We start from the raw sequence: 19,568 nt of genomic DNA, 5'->3' as shown, positions 1-19,568 counted from the left end.
AAAAGTGAAAATTACCAGCGGTAGTGCGAGAACGCTTTGTTGGCATCTGCCATCTTGTGCGTGTCTTCGCGCTTTTTAACAGCTGAGCCGCGTGACTGAACAGCGTCCAGAAGCTCACCAGCAAGGCGCTCTTCCATTGTGTTCTCGTTGCGCGAACGGGATGCGTTGATCAACCAACGGATGGCCAATGCTTCGCGACGCTCAGGGCGCACTTCAACCGGCACTTGGTATGTTGCACCACCAACACGACGTGAGCGAACCTCAACGGCGGGTTTGATGTTATCGAGTGCTTCGTGGAACACTTCAACGGGGGCGCGTTTGATCTTGCCTTCAACGCGGTCGAGTGCGTTGTAGACGATGCGCTCAGCGGTAGATTTCTTACCATCGAGCATCATGTTGTTCATGAATTTTGTCAGAACCTTATCGCCATATTTGGCGTCGGGCAGAACTTCGCGTTTAACAGCGGCGTGACGACGTGACATCTGCGGCTCTCCTTATTTAGGGCGCTTGGCGCCGTATTTCGAACGACGTTGTTTACGGTCTTTGACGCCTTGGGTATCCAGAACGCCGCGCAGGATGTGGTAACGCACACCGGGAAGGTCTTTTACACGACCGCCACGGATCAGAACCACAGAGTGCTCCTGAAGGTTGTGGCTCTCACCAGGAATGTAGGAAATAACCTCAAAACCGTTGGTCAAACGCACTTTAGCAACCTTACGCATCGCCGAGTTCGGCTTCTTAGGCGTGGTTGTGTAAACGCGTGTGCAAACGCCACGTTTTTGAGGGCATTGCTCCAAGTGCTGAGACTTGGAGTATTTACGTTTAGGCTGACGCGGTTTGCGGATCAGCTGTTGGATAGTCGGCATTGAGGACTTTCCCCTTTGTTGCAACTTCTTCGTTTTGGGGGCCTAGGTCCCCGTTTCATTCGTGTCGTGCAAGCGCGTCCGCAAACACAAAACCCCGCATCGGGTAACCCTACCTGGGATCCGAGCGGTGGATTTTCAGAGGATCGGAACAGCAGTAGTTCGGATCGTGACCACTAATTTCTTTGACAAAAGGGGCGTACCCCCTCTTGGGATGTGCGGGCTATACTGAGAGTCGCCTCCCCTGTCAACAGCACCTCATGAACGCATCAGATCAGCGATACGTGCTAAGCCGGAGAAACCCTCTCGCGCTCGGCGATCCGCCGCTCGCGGTAGAACGTAAATAGGCCCGATCCAGTAATGATGAGCGCGCCCAAAATGGTCAGAATACTCGGCCATTCACCGAAAAGGACAAAGCCCAGAACCAGCGCCCAAACCAAAGCCGTGTATCGGAACGGTGCCACAAACGAGATATCCCCAACCCGCATGACCATCACGCTAAATACATAGCCGCCGATGATGAACAGAGATGCACCCAACACCAACCAAATTGACCGCGATGTGAACGGCGCCCATTCGATTGTGGTACTAAACGCGGCGGCCCACAAAAACACGCCGATAGCTGACAACAGCGTCACCGCCATTGTGTGCGTGTCAGGCGACAGGCGTCGCGTTACCAGATCACGGACGGTAACGAAACCAACGGCAATCAGCGCGTAGATCGAGAATACGTTAAACCCGTCCGCACCGGGCCGCACGATAAGCAGCACACCGACGAACCCCACAACAATGGCAAACATGCGCCGCCAGCCCAGCATCTCGCCCAGAAAAAGTGCGCCTGCTAAGCTTACTGTGAGCGGAAGGGTTTGCAGAATGGCCGTCGCGTTGGCGAGCGGTAGATTGATCAAGGCCGTAAGAAAGAAATATGCGGCACCAATTTCGGCACCGACACGTGCTGCAACCAATGGCCAATCGCCTTTGGCGATCCCTTTCCGGAAAGCGCCCATCACAGCAGCCATGATCGCAATTAGGATGACAGTGACAAACCCGCGGACGGTCAGTGTCTGAAACAAAGGCCATTCCGTTGAGATCGCTTTCAAGCAAGCGTCATTTAGCGTGAATGCCGCCATAGAGCACATCATGAGCGCGGCACCGCGCGTGTTTTCTTGCAAAGTTGCCATGGCAAATCGAATACACGGCCCGCAAGAAAAGGGAAGCATTGTTGTTCAGCCCAAACGAAAAAGGCCCCCGCACTGCGGAGGCCTATCTCAACACTTAAGGACGGTCGCTTTAGTCGCGGCTGTCAGTATCGCCTGTCATGATGGTGTCAAACTCATCACCACCCACAACGTCTTCGGCTGTCGGCGCGGCCAATGCGGCAGCTGCTTCGGCTTCTTCACGACGTGCTTCCAAAACAACGTTGTCACGATCCTGAGCAACACGCTGCATCTGCTGAGTTGCGCCACCGGTACCGGCTGGGATCAGACGACCCACGATGACGTTCTCTTTCAGACCAATCAGCTTATCGCGCTTACCTTGAACCGAAGCTTCAGTCAGCACGCGTGTCGTTTCTTGGAACGATGCGGCTGAGATGAAGCTGCGTGTCTGCAACGATGCTTTCGTGATGCCGAGCAAGATAGGCTCGCCCTTCGCCAAACGACCACCGCGTGCAGCGGCTTTCTCGTTTGCAAGGTCAAACTCTTGCTTGTCCACATGTTCGCCCTTGAGCAGCGTTGTTTCACCGCTGTCGAGGATTTCCCACTTCTGGAGCATCTGACGCACGATAACTTCGATGTGCTTGTCGTTGATCTTAACACCCTGCAGTCGGTAAACCTCCTGCACTTGGTTGATCATATAGTCAGCAAGCGCTTCGACGCCCATAACCGCAAGAATATCGTGCGGCGCAGGGTTACCGTCCATGATGTAATCACCCTTCTGGACGTAATCACCTTCCTGAACAGGAATGTGCTTACCCTTAGGCACCATGTATTCGACTTTCGCCTCATCGGCGGCTTCGGGCGTCTCGGCTGCAGGAACAATCGCGATGCGGCGCTTGTTCTTGTAGTCTTTACCGAAGCGTACGTAGCCATCGATTTCAGCGATGATCGCGTGGTCCTTTGGACGACGTGCTTCAAAGAGTTCCGCAACGCGTGGCAGACCACCGGTAATGTCTTTTGTTTTCGCGCCCTCACGAGGAATACGCGCAACAACATCACCTGGGTTTACCGTGTCACCATCTTCAACAGACAAAATCGCGTCTACTGACATCGGGTATGCAACAGGGTTGCCATCGTCCTTCAGAACAGGCTCACCATTTGCATCCGCCACCAAGATTTTTGGTGCCAGCTCGTTGCCTTTTGGCGCCGAACGCCAATCAGTAACGATACGCTGCGTCATGCCGGTTGCGTCATCTGTGTCTTCACGAACTGCGATACCCGCAGTCAGATCAACAAACTTAATGACGCCGCCTTTTTCTGCGATCATTGGAAGTGTGAATGGGTCCCATTCAAACAACTTATCGCCACGTGCAACATCAGCACCTTCTTTGACCAAAAGCTTGGAACCGTAGGACACTTTATGTGACGCACGCTCTTTGCCGTCTGGACCAGTGATGGACAGCTTCATGTTACGGCCCATAACGATCTGCTCGCCTGCGGCGTTCTCGATCAACTGGCCATCAGCGAAGACAACTTTACCCTCTTGGCTAGCTTCTTGGAACGATTGTTGGCCACCGCCCTGCGCAACACCACCAATGTGGAATGTACGCATGGTCAGCTGTGTACCTGGCTCACCGATAGACTGCGCCGCGATGATGCCGACGGCCTCACCTTGGTTCACAATTGTACCACGTGCGAGGTCACGACCATAACATGCCGCACAAACGCCTTCTTCACTTTCACAAGTTAGCGGGCTGCGGATGCGCATAGACGCTACGCCAGCTTCCTCAAGACGGTCAGATGCGCGCTCGTCGAGCAACTCACCTTTGGTTGCCAAAACATCGCCAGTCACAGGGTGCAGAACATCTTCCGCACACACACGACCCAGCACACGCTCTGCCAAGGTTGCAACAACCTCACCATCATTAACCGCTGCTTCAGCCGTGATCGCCACTTCAGTACCACAGTCATGCTCGCGCACGATGCAGTCCTGAGCCACATCCACAAGACGGCGTGTCAGGTAACCTGAGTTCGCAGTTTTCAACGCCGTATCCGACAGACCCTTACGAGCACCGTGGGTAGAGTTGAAGTACTCAAGAACAGTCAGACCTTCTTTAAAGTTCGAGATAATTGGCGTCTCGATGATCTCACCGTTTGGTTTGTTCATCAGGCCGCGCATACCGCCGAGCTGTTTCATCTGAGTGACCGAGCCACGCGCTTTGGAGTCAGCCATCATGAAGACGCTGTTTGGCTCCATCTCTGCGCCGTTTTCATCGGTTTTGATCGAAGCGATCGTACCCATCATGGCGTCAGTGACTTTGTCGTTACACTTTGACCAGGCATCGACAACTTTGTTGTACTTTTCACCCTGAGTAATCAGGCCGTCCATGTACTGCTGTTCGAATTCAGCTACTTGTTCACGAACGCCATCAACGATTTCCCATTTGTTGTCTGGGATAACCATGTCATCCTTACCGAACGAAATACCGGCGCGGAACGCTTCGCGGAAGCCCATGGTCATGATCTGGTCACAGAAAATGACAGACTCTTTCTGGCCGCAGTAACGGTAAACAGTGTCGATGACTTGCTGAACTTCGCCTTTTTTCAACAGACGGTTCACCAATTCAAACGGCGCTTTGTTGTTCATCGGCAGCAATGCACCAAGGCGCACACGGCCCGGTGTTGTTTCAAAGCGTTGGATGACGGTGTTACCTTCTTCGTCAATCTGAGGAACACGTGCTTGGATCTTGGCGTGAAGATGGACTTCACCCGTATCAAGTGCGTGCTGCACCTCATCGATTGAACCAAAGACCATGCCTTCGCCCTTCATACCCGCACGCTGTAGTGACGTGTAGTAAAGGCCCAAGATCATATCCTGTGATGGAACAATGATCGGCGCGCCGTTCGAGGGCGACAGAACGTTGTTGGTAGACATCATGAGAACACGTGCTTCAAGCTGTGCCTCAAGTGACAACGGAACGTGAACCGCCATCTGGTCACCGTCAAAGTCAGCGTTGAACGCAGAACACACCAGCGGGTGCAGCTGAATTGCTTTACCTTCGATGAGAACCGGCTCAAACGCCTGAATGCCCAAACGGTGCAGCGTAGGCGCACGGTTCAACATGACGGGGTGCTCACGAATAACTTCGTCGAGGATGTCCCAAACTTCTGGACGCTCTTTTTCTACCAGCTTCTTAGCCTGCTTAACTGTCGAGGACAGACCTTTGGCTTCAAGGCGGGAGTAGATGAACGGCTTAAACAGCTCGAGCGCCATTTTCTTAGGCAAGCCACACTGATGAAGCTTCAACTCGGGGCCCGTGACGATGACGGAACGGCCAGAGAAGTCGACGCGCTTACCCAAAAGGTTTTGGCGGAAGCGACCTTGCTTACCTTTAAGCATGTCAGAAAGTGACTTGAGCGGACGCTTGTTTGCACCGGTGATCACACGACCGCGGCGGCCGTTGTCAAAGAGCGCATCAACCGATTCCTGCAACATACGCTTTTCGTTACGTACGATGATGTCAGGCGCGCGCAGCTCAATCAGGCGCTTCAGACGGTTGTTACGGTTGATTACGCGACGATAAAGGTCGTTCAAATCAGACGTCGCAAAGCGACCACCATCAAGAGGCACGAGTGGGCGCAGCTCTGGCGGGATCACAGGCACAACAGTCAGGATCATCCACTCAGGACGGTTGCCGGACTCAATGAAGCTTTCGACGATTTTGAGACGCTTGATGATTTTCTTCGGCTTCAACTCACCAGTTGCTTCAGCAAGATCAGCGCGCAGCTGCTCGGCCTCTGCTTCCAGATCGATGGCTTGCAACATCTCGCGGATCGCTTCCGCACCGATGTTTGCAGTGAACGCATCCATGCCGAAGTTGTCTTGTGCGTCCATGTACTCTTCTTCGGTCATCAACTGACCGTAAGTAAGGTCAGTCAAGCCAGGCTCGATGACGACATAGTTTTCAAAGTACAAAATGCGCTCAAGATCACGCAGTGTCATGTCCAGCATCAAGCCAATCCGAGATGGAAGTGACTTGAGGAACCAGATGTGTGCTACTGGTGATGCCAACTCGATGTGGCCCATACGCTCACGGCGTACTTTTTGAAGCGTAACTTCAACGCCACATTTCTCGCAGACAACGCCGCGATATTTCATGCGCTTATATTTGCCGCACAGACATTCATAGTCTTTGATCGGGCCAAAGATACGCGCACAGAACAGGCCATCACGCTCAGGCTTGAACGTGCGGTAGTTGATGGTTTCTGGCTTTTTAATTTCACCGAATGACCAAGACAAAATGCGCTCTGGCGATGCCAAAGATACTTTGATTTCGTCGAACACCTTTGTGGGTGTCAGTGGGTTAAACGGGTTATTTGTGAGTTCCTGGTTCATTTTCAGATCCTTAAATCAGGGGGGAGGAAGGGGTGAATGAGGGGCTAAGCCCTCATTCACCATCCTCCGCATCCAGGAGTTCCATATTCAGGCCGAGGCCACGGACTTCTTTGACAAGAACGTTGAACGACTCGGGTACGCCCGCTTCGAAGTTGTCCTCGCCTTTGACAATGCTTTCGTAGACTTTCGTCCGTCCAGCAACGTCGTCCGATTTGACCGTAAGCATCTCTTGCAGGGTGTATGCAGCGCCGTAAGCTTCCAGAGCCCAGACCTCCATCTCCCCGAAACGCTGACCACCGAATTGCGCTTTACCGCCCAATGGCTGCTGTGTGACCAGCGAGTATGGACCCGTTGAACGCGCGTGGATTTTGTCGTCCACGAGGTGGTGTAGTTTCAGCAGATACTTGATGCCGACTGTGACAGGACGGGCAAACTGCTCACCAGTACGACCGTCAAACAAGATTGACTGACCGCTCTGGCTGAAGCCTGCGCGAACCAACGCATCATTGACGTCAGCTTCTTTGGCACCGTCGAATACAGGCGTCGCAATTGGCACACCGCGTGTGACGTTGCCCGCTGCTTCAACAACAGACTGCTCATCCATGCCCTTGATGCCTTCGTCATAAACGTCGTCACCATAAGCAATTTTCAACGCATCACGGACAGGTGTCAGATCGCCAGAACGCTTGTACTCGCCAAGCGCTTCATCAATCTGAATACCAAGGCCACGTGCAGCCCAACCCATGTGGGTTTCAAGGATCTGACCAACGTTCATACGTGACGGAACACCAAGCGGGTTCAGAACGAAATCAACCGGCGTACCATCGGCGAGAAACGGCATGTCTTCCATAGGTACAACCTTGGAAATAACACCTTTGTTACCGTGACGACCCGCCATCTTATCGCCGGGCTGCAGCTTACGCTTAACGGCGACAAAGACTTTAACCATCTTCATAACACCTGGGGGCAGATCGTCGCCGCGGCGAACTTTCTCTACCTTGTCCTCAAAGCGCGCATCGAGGGTCCGTTTCTGGATCTCATACTGCTCATTCAGGGCCTCAACGATTTTCGCATCGTCTTCGTCCTCAAGAGCAAGCTGCCACCACTGACCGCGGCTAATGCTATCGAGCAAATCTGCGTCAATTTTAGAACCGGCTTTAACGCCTTTTGGTCCTTTGACAGCAATTTTGCCTTCGATCATGTCGCGGAGACGGGCGTAGATGTTGCGATCGAGAATGACCAACTCGTCATCACGGTCACGGGCCAAACGCTCAACTTCTTCACGCTCGATCTGAAGTGCACGCTCATCTTTTTCAACGCCGTGGCGGTTGAAAACGCGGACTTCTACGATTGTACCGAAATCGCCTGGTGGCAGACGAAGTGATGTATCACGCACGTCAGATGCTTTTTCACCAAAGATCGCTCGCAAAAGCTTCTCTTCGGGTGTCATTGGGCTTTCGCCTTTTGGCGTGATCTTACCAACAAGGATGTCAGCCGGACCAACTTCCGCACCGATGTACACGATACCCGCTTCGTCGAGGTTGCGCAGAGCTTCCTCACCGACGTTTGGAATATCGCGTGTGATTTCCTCTGGCCCAAGCTTGGTGTCACGTGCCGCTACTTCGAACTCTTCGATGTGCACGGAAGTAAACACGTCATCACGCGTGATGCGCTCGGAGATCAGGATGGAGTCCTCATAGTTGTAGCCATTCCAAGGCATAAACGCGACAACCACGTTTTTACCAAGGGCCAGCTCACCCATGTCAGTTGACGGACCGTCGGCAATAACTTCACCTTTGGTCACCAAATCACCAACCTTCACCAACGGACGTTGGTTAATACAAGTGTTTTGGTTTGAGCGTTGGAATTTACGCATGCGGTAAATATCAACACCAGCGTCGCCAAGTTCGAGGTCTTCGGTTGCACGAATAACGATACGTGTCGCATCGACTTGGTCGATGATACCCGCACGTTTCGCCATGATCGCCGCACCGGAATCGCGGGCCACAACTTCTTCGATACCAGTACCAACGAGTGGTGCCTCGGCTTGCAGAAGTGGAACCGCCTGACGTTGCATGTTCGACCCCATCAGGGCGCGGTTAGCATCGTCATTTTCAAGGAACGGGATAAGCGAGGCCGCGACAGAGACTAGCTGCTTTGGTGAAACGTCGATCAGGTTCACGCTGTCGGACGGTGACAATGTGTAATCACCAGACTTACGTGTCGAAACCAGATCGTTGACGAACTTGCCGCCTTCATCAAGGTTCGCGTTGGCCTGCGCAACTGTGTGACGCATTTCTTCCGTCGCGGACATGTACTGAACTTCGTCAGTCACCTGACCGTCAACAACTTTGCGGTATGGTGTTTCGATGAAACCGTATTTGTTAACGCGTGCGAAAGTTGCCAGCGAGTTGATCAGACCAATGTTTGGACCTTCCGGCGTTTCAATCGGACACATCCGACCGTAGTGCGTTGGGTGCACGTCGCGCACCTCAAAACCCGCACGCTCACGTGTCAGACCGCCTGGTCCAAGCGCTGAGAGGCGACGCTTGTGCGTCACTTCGGAAAGCGGGTTTGTTTGGTCCATAAACTGTGACAGCTGCGATGAGCCGAAGAATTCGCGAACTGCGGCGGCTGCAGGTTTCGCATTGATCAGATCTTGCGGCATCACTGTGTCGATTTCGACAGAGGACATACGCTCTTTGATCGCACGCTCCATGCGGAGCAGACCAACGCGGTACTGGTTCTCCATCAGCTCACCAACGGAACGCACGCGGCGGTTGCCGAGGTGGTCAATGTCGTCGATGTCGCCACGACCATCGCGCAGATCAACCAGCGCTTTGATACATGAAACGATGTCTTCTTTGCGCAATGTGCGCTGTGTGTCTTCTGCATCAAGCGCAAGACGCATGTTCATCTTAACGCGGCCAACTGCAGACAGGTCATAACGCTCGCTATCGAAGAAGAGCGTATCAAACAGAGCAGAAGCAGAATCTACGGTGGGTGGCTCACCCGGACGCATCACACGGTAGATGTCCATGAGCGCAGTTTCGCGGTTCATGTTTTTGTCTGCCGCCATGGTGTTACGCATGTAAGGGCCAACGTTGACATTATCGATGTCGAGTACAGGGATTTCAGTGATACCAGCGTCCAGCAATTCTTTCACAGAACCGCCGATTGCATCGCCGTCTTTGTCGACTTCCCATGTCAGCTCATCACCGGCTTCAACGTAAATCGCGCCGTTGTCTTCGTTAATGATGTCTTTGGCAACATATTTACCCATGATCTGATCGAACGGAAGCAGCAATTCAGTGACTTGGCCTTCGTCGATCAATTTCTTGACCGCGCGTGGTGTCACCTTCTTGCCCGCCTCAGCAATTACTTCGCCCGAAGCTGCATCGATGAGGTCATATGTTGGACGTGTGCCGCGAACGCGCTCTGGGAAGAACTTCGTGACCCAGCCTTTACCCGCTTCATAACGGTAAGACACTGTGTCGTAGTATGCATCCATGATGTCTTCTTGGGTCAGACCCAAAGAATACAAAAGCGTCGTTACAGGCAGCTTGCGGCGACGGTCGATGCGCGCAAAGACGATGTCTTTGGCGTCGAACTCAAAGTCCAGCCAGCTACCACGGTAGGGGATGATGCGGCATGCAAACAGGAGTTTACCTGATGAGTGGGTCTTGCCTTTGTCGTGATCGAAGAAAACGCCCGGTGAACGGTGCATCTGGCTCACGATAACACGCTCGGTGCCATTCACAACGAACGTACCGTTTGGCGTCATCAAAGGCATGTCGCCCATAAAGACATCTTGCTCTTTGATGTCTTTGACAGATTTCGCGCCTGTATCTTCGTCAATTTCAAACACGATCAAGCGCAGCGTCACTTTCAGTGGCGCGCTGTATGTCATGTCACGTTGCTGACACTCCTCAACGTCATACTTCGGCTTTTCCAGCTCGTAGTTGACGAACTCAAGGATCGCGGTTTCGTTAAAGTCTTTGATCGGGAAAACCGACTGGAAGACGCCTTTGATGCCTTCGCCGTCGAGCGGCTGAAGCTGGTCACCTGACTTCAAAAAGAGGTCATATGATGACTTCTGAACCTCAATAAGGTTCGGCATTTCTAGGACTTCGCGGATTTTACCGTAGTATTTGCGCAAGCGTTTCTGGCCGAGGAAGGATTGAGCCATGTGCGTTGTCACCTTTCATGTGTTCTCACTGGATCGCTACACCGTCGGGCATCGGTGCGCGGCCCTTTTGAGACAGGAAAACCAAGCCAATACCTGCGTATCGTCCCACCGACACGCTCCCGCTTGGACCTTCCTTAGAAGCGGCTCTGCATTTGAAAGCAGCTTCTAAGACAGGTTAAGCTGGGCACGGAATTAACCATGCCCAGCCAATATTGTGCGCGGGACTAAGCCCCACACCCAGCCAATTAGGCCAGTTCGATCTCTGCGCCAGCTGCTTCCAGCTTAGCTTTGATGTCTTCAGCTTCTGCTTTGTCGACACCTTCTTTGACTTTACCGCCAGCTTCGACGAGGTCTTTAGCTTCTTTCAGGCCAAGACCTGTGATGCCGCGGACTTCTTTGATGACTGCGATTTTCTGTGCGCCGGCGTTCTTCAGAACAACGTCGAACTCAGATTTTTCTTCAGCAGCTGCACCAGCGTCGCCACCTGGGCCAGCCATCATGACTGCGCCGCCAGCTGCTGGCTCGATGCCATACTCATCTTTGAGGATGGTTTTCAGTTCTTGTGCTTCGAGAAGGGTAAGACCAACGATCTCTTCAGCAAGTTTTTTCAGATCAGCCATTATACTGTTTCCGTTTCCTAAGGTTGTGTTCCAACGTGTAGCGATGTTGCCCACGAGGGTTTCCAGTTGTGCTTATGCAGCTTTCTCTTCGATGGTCGAAAGAATGCTCGCGATGTTCGAAGCAGGTGCGCCAATTGCGCCAGCGATGTTGGAAGCAGGTGCGCCGATACAACCCACGATAGAAGCAATAAGCTCCTCGCGGCTTGGCATCGATGCAACGGCTTTCACGCCAGCAACATCCAGAGCAGTATCACCCATTGCACCACCAAGGATAACGAGCTTGCCGTTTTCCTTTGCGTATGCATCAACCACTTTCGCCGCAGCGACAGGGTCTTCTGAATAGGCGAGAACTGTCATCCCTGTCAGGTACTCAGACACGCTTTCGCATGGCTGACCGTTCAGGGCGATTTTGGCGAGCCTGTTTTTGGCAACACGCACAGACCCACCCGCTTCGCTCATTTTAGCGCGCAAGTCCTGCATTTCAGCAACTGTCATTCCCTCGTAGTGGCTAACCACTACGACGCCAGAGCTTTCAAAGATTTGGCCGAGTTCGTCGACGACTTTTTCTTTTTGTGCTCTATCCACAGTTTTTCTCCAAATATGGCAGGTTACCCCGCCGGCTCAGTGTACCGGATTGCTCCGGCGGTTGGGTCCTTCAAACGGGACGCCCGAACCGCCAGTGACCAAAACGGCCGCTGAAGAAACTGGTCTGATCCCGTCTCAGGCAGGAATTAAAGGACAAAGGCCCAAACCCACCATCTCGGACGAAACGCAAAAGAGCGCGTGACGAATCGCGCGCTCAACTGCAATGACGTGGTTAGACAATTGTTAGTGTTTTGCCAAGCCCCGTTTCACCGCCACGATTGCTACGCGCACAAAGCCGGCGAAAACCCACCGACTACAGGTTTGTTGTTTTTCAAATGCCGCGCAACAAGTTGCCTGATCTGCCTTCCCCTGGGAATGAGCCGTGCTGGCCGTGCTGCGGTTTGCAACAATTCGGGAAAGAAGTCTGCGATCTCTGTAACTGCATCGGGGCCAATCGCTTTGCAGGCCTGCGCGCCGGTAAGTAGTGACTCGGTCGGTGCATCATGGGCATAAATAATCTGATGCTGATCAAGAAGTAGGTGGAAGTAGGTCACCGTGTCCCAATCCTCAATAAGCTGAACACCCGGCAAATCCAGCAGCTTGATAGCGGGGACCAAAACTTCGGCTGTGCCTGTCATCCTTTCAGCGATTGGCGATACAAACAACATCCGATGCTGCTGTGAGACGATAAGATCCTTACTCGGAATCCCTGCACCAAGCGCACCAGCCTTAATGCGAACAGGTCGAAAATTATCGCGAGCAGGACGGCTTGCCTTGCCAATCCACCGGATGGGCTGCAGCCCCCCATCACGTGTGACCACCAGATCACCCACCTGCAAGTCTTCAACTCTGCGGTTGCCCTGAGGCGTAAGGATTTCCATCCCTTTTACAAAGCACGTGACAAAATTGAACGCCTCACGATCCCCGAACAAACCCACGGAAGCATTGGTGTCCAACGCCCCCAAAGTAACAGAACGGATGGCGGCCGCTTCAAGTGCTGTTTGGTTAGCACTTGGGCCGAAATCCGGCGCGAGGAACGTGTCACCATTGGTATCCTGAAAGACCACAGCGGTAATTTGCGCGCTTGTACCGTCAACGTATGTGAGCGTCGCGTTGTATACGGCAAGCGCATCGAAGATCCGAACAGGACCCCCATCAATTGAAAACTGATCATTGGAAAAGAAGTTATTTTGATCGTAAATTCCGCCAAAACCGAAATTGAACCCGTTACCAACGGTTGAGAACGAACGAATATCGTTCACGAGCGCATTGCCAACTCCCCCAAAGGTTTGCTGCTCCAGAAGATTAGCGTTTTCAGCGAAAAAATTACCCTCGATAGGGTCGATGATTGACTGATTGCCAAGGGAAATAACGTTAAACGTTGTAGGCATACGGTGACTGAGGCGCGCGGCGCCAACCCTTCATGGAAACAAAACACTCCTTAGTAAGGAATTGTTAACCAAGGGAATATGGCCGAATTTGGCCTCAATCTGCATCAATTCATGTCAAAGAAAAGGATTGTTAGTGTCCGCGCAACAAACGATAGGGTTCGCTAAGGTGTGCGACCCAACAACATCCACAAAAAGAAAAAGGCGAGCCCCGAAAGGCCCGCCTCAAAATACTCAACAACTGAGCACGTAAGATTATTCTTGTGCAGCGTCGTCGATAGATACCGTTACACTTGGGCCCATTGTTGAGCTTAGTGTGATCTTTTTCATGTAAGCGCCTTTGGCACCGGAAGGACGAGCCTTCTGAACCGCACCGATGAAAGAGCGAACGTTTTCGATCAACTTTTTCTCACCGAATGACGACTTGCCAAGACCTGCGTGTACAACACCAGCTTTTTCAGCTTTGAACTGCACTTCGCCGCCTTTTGCAGCTTCGACAGCCGCCTTGACGTCCATAGTCACTGTGCCAACTTTTGGGTTTGGCATCAGGTTGCGTGGGCCGAGTACTTTACCCAACCGACCAACGATTGGCATCATGTCAGGCGTCGCAATGCAGCGATCAAAATCGATGGTGCCGCCTTGGACGATTTCCATCAGATCTTCTGCACCAACGATGTCTGCGCCAGCCGCTTTCGCTTCGTCTGCTTTTGCATCACGTGCAAAGACAGCAACACGAACTGATTTACCAGTGCCGTTTGGCAAAGATACAACGCCACGAACCATTTGGTCTGCGTGACGCGGATCAACACCGAGCTGCATGGAGATTTCGACTGTTTCATCGAACTTTGCTGTAGCGTTGGCTTTTACCAGTGCGACCGCCTCATCAACGGTGACGTTGGATTTGCCCGCGAATGCCTCGCGTGCCGCAGTTGTGCGTTTTCCAAGTTTTGCCATCTTACTTCACCTCAATGCCCATAGAGCGGGCAGAGCCCAGAATAATCTGCATCGCGGCTTCGATATCGTTCGCGTTCAGATCTTTCATTTTCGCTTCAGCGATCTCACGTACCTGCGCAGCAGTTACCTGACCAACCGTCTCACGGCTTGGGTTGTTCGCGCCAGATTTAACCTTGGCAGCTTTCTTCAGGTAGTATGATGCTGGTGGCGTTTTGATGTCCATGCTGAAGGACTTATCAACGTAATACGTGATAACCGTTGGGCAGGGTGCACCTGGCTCCATATCCTGTGTCTTGGCGTTAAACGCCTTACAGAATTCCATGATGTTGATACCACGTTGGCCAAGCGCAGGGCCTACGGGCGGTGATGGGTTAGCTTGACCTGCAGGAACCTGCAGCTTCATTGTGCCAGCGACTTTTTTAGCCATTGGACTTCTCCTTGCTCAACTCCCACTCCAGACGCGTCTGGCGGGATGGGTTGCCGTGGTCCGGTTTGACAGCGCGCTGCCAAAACCTCCCACGATTTGCACGATCAGGCCTGCTTAGTGACCTGCGTGTATTCCAATTCGACCGGCGTTTCGCGACCAAAGATTGATACTGTAACCTTGAGGCGCTGGTTGTCGTCGTCGACTTCCTCAACCATGCCGTCGAAATCTTCGAACGGACCGTCGTTAACTTTAACTTTCTCACCGACTTCAAAGTGAATGAGCGTACGCGGCGCTTCTTCACCTTCTTGAACGCGGTTAAGAATTTGGTTCACCTCTGCATCACGCATCGGCATCGGGCGGCCTTGCGGGCCCAAAAATCCTGTGACGCGGTTCATGGAATTGATCAGGTGATAGCCTTCATCCGTCATTTCCATGTGAACCAAAACGTAGCCAGGCATAAAGCGACGCTCGGTCGGAACTTTTTTGCCGCGGCGAATTTCGATGACTTCTTCGGTTGGAACCAGAACTTCGTCGATCTGGTCTTCCAACTCAGCCTCAGCCGCAGCGACTCTGATGCCTTCAGCGATCTTTTTCTCGAAGTTCGAGAGTACGCTAACTGAATACCACCGTTTTGCCATTGCTGTCGGTCCTTTTGTGCCGCACGCGAAAGCGCGCAAAATCTTATGTTAATTCAAACAGTTACACTGCCTTCTCAAAACAAAAAGCGGCGCGCTACACGAATCGAAGCACGCCCATCTGTCTCAAGTTGTTGCGCAATACCGCCGAAAACATGTTGTTTCAAGGTGTTATACGCAATTTAGAAAGCAGCTACGTGTTAGCCGTTCAGGATAAACGATAGTCCCGAGCGAATAATCCAATCGACGAAAAAGAAGAAGATAGCCGTCAAAACGGCCATCATGAACACCATGATTGTCGTCAAAACTACTTCACGGCGCGTTGGCCATGTGACGCGACCAACTTCGGTGCGGACTTGTTGAATAAACTGAAGCGGATTCGCCATGTGTCGTTTTCCTATAGATTTCATTGGCAGATACTTGGGCCAGACTGGTTTTTCAAGCCTTGAGCAGATGAACCTTGGGCATTGCTGCAATTTCCGCCATATCGGCCGCATATCTTTGCGCTGACATTTCCAGATCAGCGGCCTGCCAAGGGTCGAACTTTGGATATTGCGCCCCTGTCGGAAATGCATCGCGCGCTGCCTGTGCAATCGGCCGGCGGGGGATTTTGTGCAGACGGCGATTATGACCGGGATCACGTGCTTGATGGTCCCGCAGGGCCACAACAGCCTGCTCGGACAGCCCGGGGTGGGACCGTTCAGGTACCAACGGAATGGTGCCCAAATTTTGACCAATCAGACCTGCAAATATTCTCTGGGTCAACACGCCATAGTCTTCATAGCGCCAGACCATGATCCGGCGGACGTTTGGCAAAGCATGGATGCGATGAACCAAGTCCACCCACGTGCAAACATCATAACTTGAGCGCGCGATAAAACGCTCAAACGATGGAAAATACCCCCCCATCAGCGTTTGGGTGTAGAGCGATCGGAAGTAGCCCGCGTAATCCCTCAGCGAAATCGCTACATCAACCTGCTGCTCAGGCGCGCCCTGCCCCATCTGCGCAATCAACTGATGACCGCGTTCATAAAGAACAGGGTTCGGACCCTCGCCCATTTTGTAGGGCAGCCGCAGCATGTTCTCCTCGGAAATGAGCAACCGATCATGCCCGTCCAACATTTGTTGCACACCACTTGCAAAACGCCCCTCAGCAAGGCGCAAATGATCCGCAACGTCACTGCCACCCGCGCGAAGCGTCTTTGGGTCCCAGTAACTTACGCCCGCCGCGTTGAGCCGTGCCCGTGACAGGCGCAAACTGGCCTGCATATGCGTCGTGGCAGTTTTGTGCACGCCAACGTGCAGCATAATATGTGTCATGGGAAAATTCGCCTGGCAGGGGCGGAGGGGATCGAACCCCCGGCCGTCGGTTTTGGAAACCGATGCTCTACCGCTGAGCTACACCCCTGCAGGCAGGAATGCGAATAAGCGAGGTCTGGGGTAAGATCAAGACAGCAATTCATCTCGTGGCTCAATTACCGCTCATGCGGGATATCAACAGCCCGCTGTTTAGCAATCACCGCACGCTGAAATCCAGCGTTGTGGATGACATCAGCGGGTTTCGCGCTGTGCACGTCGTAAAAAGCAATCATGCTTTCAAGTCCGTCAAATTCGGTGAAGTCCCGCAACAGTTCATCAGCCACCCATTTGATCGGCAACTCCAACAGCGTTTGTGCTTTTTGATAGTGGTAACAAATCACATTGAGCAGCGCTTGCGGCTTAATCGCACCAGCTTTGTTCCATTTCACATCGATCATACTCATCTTGAGCCCCGCCAGATGCGTTGCAACAGGCAGACTTATCTGATCGAGCGTGGGATAGATCCCTTTCGCCAATCGTCGCGCTTCAATCGCAAGCGCCGTATCGCGCCAAATTTTACCGAATTGATCCCCGTGGTACGCCACAAAGCCGGCCGACATACTTGGCGCAACATAAGATCCGCTGGGCCGCGCAAGCCTGCCACGGGGCAGTTCCATATCAACTGAAGCATAAGCCGCGCGCCACGCATCTACAGTTTTGCCCCACATCCAATCGCCAGTTGGCCTGCCAGACACTGCACCAACGCGCAAAGCGTCCCCAAGGAAAGCGGGCTGCAACATGAACATGTCTGTATCAAACAAAATTGTGGCGGGCGCTGCGCGGCTCGCGGCACAGGCATAAAGCTTATTACCTTGGGGATAAGGTACCTCAAACTCAGGTGATATCGGGGCAAGCTGTACGCCGTGCCGTTCAAAAAAGCGCACTGTTTCGGGATGTAACTGATCAATCAGATGCGAACGGCAATAAGCGTGGAGGGCCACATCATCCGCAGCGAACGCCATCAATGAGGACGCCAGAAGAATGGCTGGCCACTCATAATGGCCCGGTTCGACCATAAAGACGCAAGAAAGCTCGGCTTTGTCATGATGGATGAGGGTCATAGCGTCTCCGCAAAAGTTACGAGAGCGGGCTATGACACAATCTGGGCAAAACTATGGAAAACGGCCGCCCCAAATGAATGGAGCGGCCGCTGTATCGTTTTGAATGCGCCCAAAAGGCGCAATCAGCTTAGGCGATGATTTTTGCTACGACGCCTGCGCCTACTGTGCGGCCGCCTTCGCGGATCGCAAAGCGAAGACCGTCTTCCATCGCGATAGGTGCGATCAGCTCGACTTCGAACTTCAAGTTGTCGCCCGGCATAACCATCTCGGTACCCGCTGGAAGCTCAACTGTGCCTGTCACGTCAGTTGTACGGAAGTAGAACTGTGGACGGTAGTTCGCAAAGAATGGCGTGTGACGGCCACCTTCTTCTTTGGTCAGAATATAAGCTTCTGCCTCGAACTTCGTGTGAGGAGATACGGAACCTGGCTTACAAAGAACCTGGCCACGCTCAACACCTTCACGGTCAACGCCGCGAAGAAGCGCGCCGATGTTGTCGCCTGCTTCACCGCGATCAAGCAGCTTGCGGAACATTTCAACACCTGTGCAGGTTGTCTTCGTGGTGTCACGGATACCAACGATCTCGATCTCTTCACCAACGTTGATAACGCCACGCTCAACACGACCGGTTACAACTGTACCACGGCCAGAGATTGAGAACACGTCTTCAATCGGCATCAGGAACGGCTGGTCAACAGCACGTGCCGGTGTCGGGATGTAGCTGTCAACAGCTTCCATCAGCTTGTCGATAGACTCTTTACCGATGTTGTCATCGCGGTCTTCCAGAGCGGCCAGAGCAGAACCGGCTACAACTGGGATGTCGTCGCCTGGGTACTCGTAAGATGACAGAAGCTCACGGATTTCCATTTCAACCAACTCGAGCAACTCTTCGTCGTCAACTTGGTCAACTTTGTTCATGTAAACAACCATGTAAGGGATACCAACCTGGCGACCCAACAGGATGTGCTCGCGTGTTTGTGGCATAGGACCATCAGCTGCGTTAACAACCAAGATCGCGCCGTCCATCTGAGCAGCACCAGTGATCATGTTTTTCACATAGTCAGCGTGGCCTGGGCAGTCCACGTGTGCGTAGTGACGTGTCTCTGTTTCATACTCAACGTGAGCAGTAGAAATCGTGATACCACGTGCTTTTTCTTCCGGCGCGCCGTCAATCTCGTCGTATGCTTTGAAGTCACCAAATTGCTTGGTGATCGCTGCAGTCAACGTCGTCTTACCGTGGTCAACGTGACCAATCGTGCCGATGTTTACGTGCGGTTTAGAGCGTTCAAACTTTTCCTTAGCCATGAGCCAACCTTCAATCTATTCAGGGGCGCGGCGGAAAACACCGTTATCGCAGCCCGTTTCCAACGGTGCGGCGTGTATGAGGTTTACACAGATAAATCAAGTCATTCCGCATCGTTGAGTGGCGCGAACCATGCGGCATTTTCGATCAACCAATTTTCGATCTTTATCGCGGCATTTGCGCTTAGGCCCGCCATTTGTTCTTCACGCGATCTGGTAAGCCCTGAGCCAAGCAGGCTACCACCGGAAAAGCTCTCAAAAACAAGGATTTGTTCGGGCGTTTTATTGATCTTTTGGCCCTTGGCGTTGTCCCAAACAGTGACTGAAACTTGCAAGATCGACTTGGGCGACAACACAAGTGGCACGCCGGGGGCGGCCAAGACAAATTGATCAACGCTTACACCCAAATGATAGAGACCACCTGCATCGTAGCGACCGATCTGGGCATCAATGGCAGAGCTAAGGCTTTCGACCCACTCCTCCGCCGTCGCATCCCGAGACAAAGGCCCCTTCTTGGCCGTCGTTCCGATCACAACGTTATGACCCAGATCAAAGCTGCTGAGCGCAGGCGAAGGGGGTGTCATCTCAGCGGTTATGCCCCCACATCCCGCAACTGCGAGCAGCGCAAGCAAAC

The 19,568-nt window shown here is 52.9% G+C and carries 16 protein-coding genes and 1 tRNA gene; all 17 read right to left on the bottom strand.

Annotation, left to right across the window (positions count from 1 at the left end):
• Window positions 1-11: 11 nt before the first annotated feature.
• Window positions 12-482: a 30S ribosomal protein S7 gene (gene rpsG / locus NeNHUV3_RS09160; RefSeq protein ID WP_048599882.1), complete on the bottom strand. Its 471-nt coding sequence runs from the start codon at window positions 480-482 to the stop codon at window positions 12-14.
• A gap of 12 nt (window positions 483-494) precedes the next feature.
• Entirely contained in the window at window positions 495-866 is a 372-nt protein-coding gene (gene rpsL, locus NeNHUV3_RS09155) for a 30S ribosomal protein S12 (RefSeq protein ID WP_048599881.1), read from the bottom strand.
• A 284-nt stretch (window positions 867-1,150) separates the two neighbouring features.
• Entirely contained in the window at window positions 1,151-2,044 is an 894-nt protein-coding gene (locus NeNHUV3_RS09150; RefSeq protein ID WP_391481027.1) for a DMT family transporter, read from the bottom strand.
• A gap of 109 nt (window positions 2,045-2,153) precedes the next feature.
• Window positions 2,154-6,416: a DNA-directed RNA polymerase subunit beta' gene (gene rpoC, locus NeNHUV3_RS09145; RefSeq protein ID WP_391481025.1), complete on the bottom strand. Its 4,263-nt coding sequence runs from the start codon at window positions 6,414-6,416 to the stop codon at window positions 2,154-2,156.
• Between the two features lie 52 nt (window positions 6,417-6,468).
• On the bottom strand, window positions 6,469-10,605 hold the full coding sequence (rpoB, locus tag NeNHUV3_RS09140; protein ID WP_391481023.1) for a DNA-directed RNA polymerase subunit beta: 4,137 nt from the start codon (window positions 10,603-10,605) through the stop codon (window positions 6,469-6,471).
• 245 nt (window positions 10,606-10,850) lie between these two features.
• Entirely contained in the window at window positions 10,851-11,225 is a 375-nt protein-coding gene (gene rplL, locus NeNHUV3_RS09135; RefSeq protein WP_391481022.1) for a 50S ribosomal protein L7/L12, read from the bottom strand.
• 72 nt (window positions 11,226-11,297) lie between these two features.
• The gene (rplJ, locus tag NeNHUV3_RS09130) at window positions 11,298-11,810 is read right to left on the bottom strand and encodes a 50S ribosomal protein L10 (RefSeq protein WP_341247476.1); all 513 of its coding nucleotides are present in this window, start codon (window positions 11,808-11,810) and stop codon (window positions 11,298-11,300) included.
• Between the two features lie 281 nt (window positions 11,811-12,091).
• Window positions 12,092-13,201, bottom strand: a complete 1,110-nt coding sequence (locus NeNHUV3_RS09125; RefSeq protein WP_391481020.1) for a Hint domain-containing protein — start codon at window positions 13,199-13,201, stop codon at window positions 12,092-12,094.
• 252 nt (window positions 13,202-13,453) lie between these two features.
• On the bottom strand, window positions 13,454-14,152 hold the full coding sequence (gene rplA / locus NeNHUV3_RS09120; RefSeq protein WP_391481019.1) for a 50S ribosomal protein L1: 699 nt from the start codon (window positions 14,150-14,152) through the stop codon (window positions 13,454-13,456).
• A 1-nt stretch (window position 14,153) separates the two neighbouring features.
• The gene (rplK, locus tag NeNHUV3_RS09115; protein ID WP_048599873.1) at window positions 14,154-14,579 is read right to left on the bottom strand and encodes a 50S ribosomal protein L11; all 426 of its coding nucleotides are present in this window, start codon (window positions 14,577-14,579) and stop codon (window positions 14,154-14,156) included.
• A gap of 104 nt (window positions 14,580-14,683) precedes the next feature.
• Window positions 14,684-15,217, bottom strand: a complete 534-nt coding sequence (gene nusG, locus NeNHUV3_RS09110; protein WP_048599872.1) for a transcription termination/antitermination protein NusG — start codon at window positions 15,215-15,217, stop codon at window positions 14,684-14,686.
• Window positions 15,218-15,414: 197 nt separating this feature from the next.
• Entirely contained in the window at window positions 15,415-15,600 is a 186-nt protein-coding gene (gene secE, locus NeNHUV3_RS09105) for a preprotein translocase subunit SecE (RefSeq protein WP_048599871.1), read from the bottom strand.
• 52 nt (window positions 15,601-15,652) lie between these two features.
• Window positions 15,653-16,534, bottom strand: coding sequence for a hypothetical protein (locus tag NeNHUV3_RS09100; protein WP_391481018.1), 882 nt, complete (start codon window positions 16,532-16,534; stop codon window positions 15,653-15,655).
• A gap of 13 nt (window positions 16,535-16,547) precedes the next feature.
• Window positions 16,548-16,622: transfer RNA gene (locus tag NeNHUV3_RS09095), tRNA-Trp, on the bottom strand.
• A 67-nt stretch (window positions 16,623-16,689) separates the two neighbouring features.
• The gene (locus tag NeNHUV3_RS09090; RefSeq protein ID WP_391481016.1) at window positions 16,690-17,634 is read right to left on the bottom strand and encodes a hypothetical protein; all 945 of its coding nucleotides are present in this window, start codon (window positions 17,632-17,634) and stop codon (window positions 16,690-16,692) included.
• Between the two features lie 127 nt (window positions 17,635-17,761).
• Entirely contained in the window at window positions 17,762-18,937 is a 1,176-nt protein-coding gene (gene tuf / locus NeNHUV3_RS09085) for an elongation factor Tu (protein WP_048600220.1), read from the bottom strand.
• A gap of 101 nt (window positions 18,938-19,038) precedes the next feature.
• Window positions 19,039-19,518, bottom strand: a complete 480-nt coding sequence (locus NeNHUV3_RS09080) for a hypothetical protein (RefSeq protein WP_391481014.1) — start codon at window positions 19,516-19,518, stop codon at window positions 19,039-19,041.
• Window positions 19,519-19,568: the final 50 nt, after the last annotated feature.

It is taken from the genome of Nereida sp. NH-UV-3 (assembly GCF_042939535.1).
Lineage (GTDB): Bacteria > Pseudomonadota > Alphaproteobacteria > Rhodobacterales > Rhodobacteraceae > Nereida > Nereida ignava.
The sequence above is the reverse complement of the archived record's forward strand: the minus strand, read 5'-3'. Positions and strand labels throughout refer to the sequence as shown.

What these genes read in the sequence shown, in the direction of transcription:
- rpsG (WP_048599882.1), bottom strand. Translation starts at nt 482, where the DNA reads ATGTCACGTCGTCACGCCGCTGTTAAACGCGAAGTTCTGCCCGACGCC.
- rpsL (WP_048599881.1), bottom strand. Translation starts at nt 866, where the DNA reads ATGCCGACTATCCAACAGCTGATCCGCAAACCGCGTCAGCCTAAACGT.
- NeNHUV3_RS09150 (WP_391481027.1), bottom strand. Translation starts at nt 2,044, where the DNA reads ATGGCAACTTTGCAAGAAAACACGCGCGGTGCCGCGCTCATGATGTGC.
- rpoC (WP_391481025.1), bottom strand. Translation starts at nt 6,416, where the DNA reads ATGAACCAGGAACTCACAAATAACCCGTTTAACCCACTGACACCCACA.
- rpoB (WP_391481023.1), bottom strand. Translation starts at nt 10,605, where the DNA reads ATGGCTCAATCCTTCCTCGGCCAGAAACGCTTGCGCAAATACTACGGT.
- rplL (WP_391481022.1), bottom strand. Translation starts at nt 11,225, where the DNA reads ATGGCTGATCTGAAAAAACTTGCTGAAGAGATCGTTGGTCTTACCCTT.
- NeNHUV3_RS09125 (WP_391481020.1), bottom strand. Translation starts at nt 13,201, where the DNA reads ATGCCTACAACGTTTAACGTTATTTCCCTTGGCAATCAGTCAATCATC.
- rplA (WP_391481019.1), bottom strand. Translation starts at nt 14,152, where the DNA reads ATGGCAAAACTTGGAAAACGCACAACTGCGGCACGCGAGGCATTCGCG.
- rplK (WP_048599873.1), bottom strand. Translation starts at nt 14,579, where the DNA reads ATGGCTAAAAAAGTCGCTGGCACAATGAAGCTGCAGGTTCCTGCAGGT.
- nusG (WP_048599872.1), bottom strand. Translation starts at nt 15,217, where the DNA reads ATGGCAAAACGGTGGTATTCAGTTAGCGTACTCTCGAACTTCGAGAAA.
- secE (WP_048599871.1), bottom strand. Translation starts at nt 15,600, where the DNA reads ATGGCGAATCCGCTTCAGTTTATTCAACAAGTCCGCACCGAAGTTGGT.
- NeNHUV3_RS09100 (WP_391481018.1), bottom strand. Translation starts at nt 16,534, where the DNA reads ATGACACATATTATGCTGCACGTTGGCGTGCACAAAACTGCCACGACG.
- NeNHUV3_RS09090 (WP_391481016.1), bottom strand. Translation starts at nt 17,634, where the DNA reads ATGACCCTCATCCATCATGACAAAGCCGAGCTTTCTTGCGTCTTTATG.
- tuf (WP_048600220.1), bottom strand. Translation starts at nt 18,937, where the DNA reads ATGGCTAAGGAAAAGTTTGAACGCTCTAAACCGCACGTAAACATCGGC.
- NeNHUV3_RS09080 (WP_391481014.1), bottom strand. Translation starts at nt 19,518, where the DNA reads ATGACACCCCCTTCGCCTGCGCTCAGCAGCTTTGATCTGGGTCATAAC.